This window comes from Microcoleus sp. K1-B1 (genome assembly GCF_036704705.1).
Taxonomy (GTDB): domain Bacteria; phylum Cyanobacteriota; class Cyanobacteriia; order Cyanobacteriales; family Microcoleaceae; genus Microcoleus.
The window spans coordinates 1-1,779 of the sequence record NZ_JAUBSH010000195.1 but is presented as its reverse complement, the minus strand read 5'-3'; the positions used below and the strand labels follow the sequence as shown (position 1 = coordinate 1,779).

Annotated in this window: 2 protein-coding genes; one reads left to right on the top strand and one right to left on the bottom strand. The window is 40.7% G+C overall.

Features of this window, described 5'->3' with window-relative positions; genetic code table 11:
- Positions 1-34 precede the first annotated feature (34 nt).
- Positions 35-1,009: an ATP-binding protein gene (locus QUA83_RS30350; protein WP_333297923.1), complete on the bottom strand. Its 975-nt coding sequence runs from the start codon at positions 1,007-1,009 to the stop codon at positions 35-37.
- A gap of 357 nt (positions 1,010-1,366) precedes the next feature.
- Here QUA83_RS30350 and QUA83_RS30345 point away from each other — a divergent pair, with 357 nt between their 5' ends.
- Positions 1,367-1,744: a hypothetical protein gene (locus tag QUA83_RS30345; RefSeq protein WP_333297922.1), complete on the top strand. Its 378-nt coding sequence runs from the start codon at positions 1,367-1,369 to the stop codon at positions 1,742-1,744.
- Positions 1,745-1,779 lie beyond the last annotated feature (35 nt).

The window sequence follows — 1,779 nt, the reverse complement described above, 5'->3', positions numbered from 1 at the left end:
GAGTTACCTCAGTAGATATATTCTTTTTGTTTACTTATCTTAACATAGTTCGGTTTTTTTGCGCCGACCTACTTATTCCTAAACTTCCCAATAAAAAACATCGCACGGGATGATTATCTTTTGATAATCTGGCAATTTCTCTGGGTTTTTCCCAACTATTCAATATCAAACAACTTTGATGACAAACTTCGGCAATTAGTTTAAAAAATAACTGATAATCTTCATATCCAGTTTTATATTGTCCCGCTAGTTGTCCGCTGCCCAAAAGCATCTGCACGTCATCGAGGACAATCAGACATCGGTTTTTTCGCAGGTAATCGAGAATTTGGGAAATTTTGGTTTCGATGTTTTGGGGAATTTCTGATTGTTGGGAAAAGATTTGCAGCAGGTTGGTGAGGGTTGCATCGAGGGTTGGGGAAAAGCGGAGGCTGCGATAGATGACGTAATCGAATTGGGTTTTGATGCGATCGATTAGGCTTAGGGAGAGGGTTGTTTTGCCGATGCCGCTGATTCCCAGGAGTGCGATGAGGCGAGTGTGTTTCTGTGTTATCCAGTTTTCGAGGGTGGAAAGTTCAGAAGTGCGATCGAAAAAGGTGAAGATTTCGGGTGAGTCGCCTAAGTCTATGTGGGGTTGTTTAGAAGTTGGTTGGGAGTTTTGCGGTTCTGTTGGACTTCTCGCCCTTTTTTGACAAATATTGAGATTATTATTAACTGTTACATTATCTCTACCGATAACTGGTGAAAAATTGCAAAATTCACCCTTTTTTAATATCGCTCTAAAATTTCTTTTAGTAATCTCTTCTCCGAATCCCTCTGAGAGTATTTGCCATAATTTTGAACCGATATCTCTAGTATGGCCTTCACTGGAATGAGTCGCTTCAGCAATTTCTGGGTATGTCCGACCTTGTAAGGTCCCTTCAAGAATAGCTTTTTGCAGATAGTCTATATGTTCTCCCGTCTTGGCGAAGATTAGTTCGTCGGCGAGTTTTAAGACTTCTGTGATTTCCATAGGTCTGTCGTGTGCGGGGATTTGTCGTATTATATCCGATCTTTCCGACATTTCCGACAAGATTCCGACATTTCCGACAAGATTCCGACATTTGCGATCGGCTTGTCTAGGAAAAGTCCCGACATTTCCGACATTGGCAAACTAATAATTGTACTATCCTATTGCTTAAGGTAAGTAAAGGAAACGCCTAATATGGGAAAAAGAAATGAGGTTGGTGGCCCCGTATGCGAGCATTGTGGGAGTACCAAAATGGGATTTGTCAGTTCAAGAAAGATTAATCTGTACACTGAAAGGGTAACTTACAAATGCTATGACTGCAAGCAAGAAACTTCTATTGATACTGATGGGCCACCGTAAATGTTTGCTTTAGTCATCCTGCCTCAACCCATTTTGCATAAATACACACATAAAACAAGAGACAATCAAATGTCATTAGAGCAATGGAAAAATGTTGATATATTCAATCCCCATGTCCAGTGGCAGAATGATCTGGCACTTAGACTCGTCGATACTTGCCAAACTATTGTTGAACGCTGGGGTGAAACAGGAATAGGCCGTTTTGACTATGAGTGGCAAGATAAATTTACCTTGGAAGATAGAGATTACTACAGAGATGATGTTGTCGTTATTAACATTGGTAACAGATATAGGAAAGATTATTCCACAAAAATTGAGACTTGGTATAAGCATATTACCTGGCGGGGTGACAACTCCGCCGCAACCGAGATAGAGTGAGGTGTTGACCAACTTGTGGTAAAAAAAGATAGGTC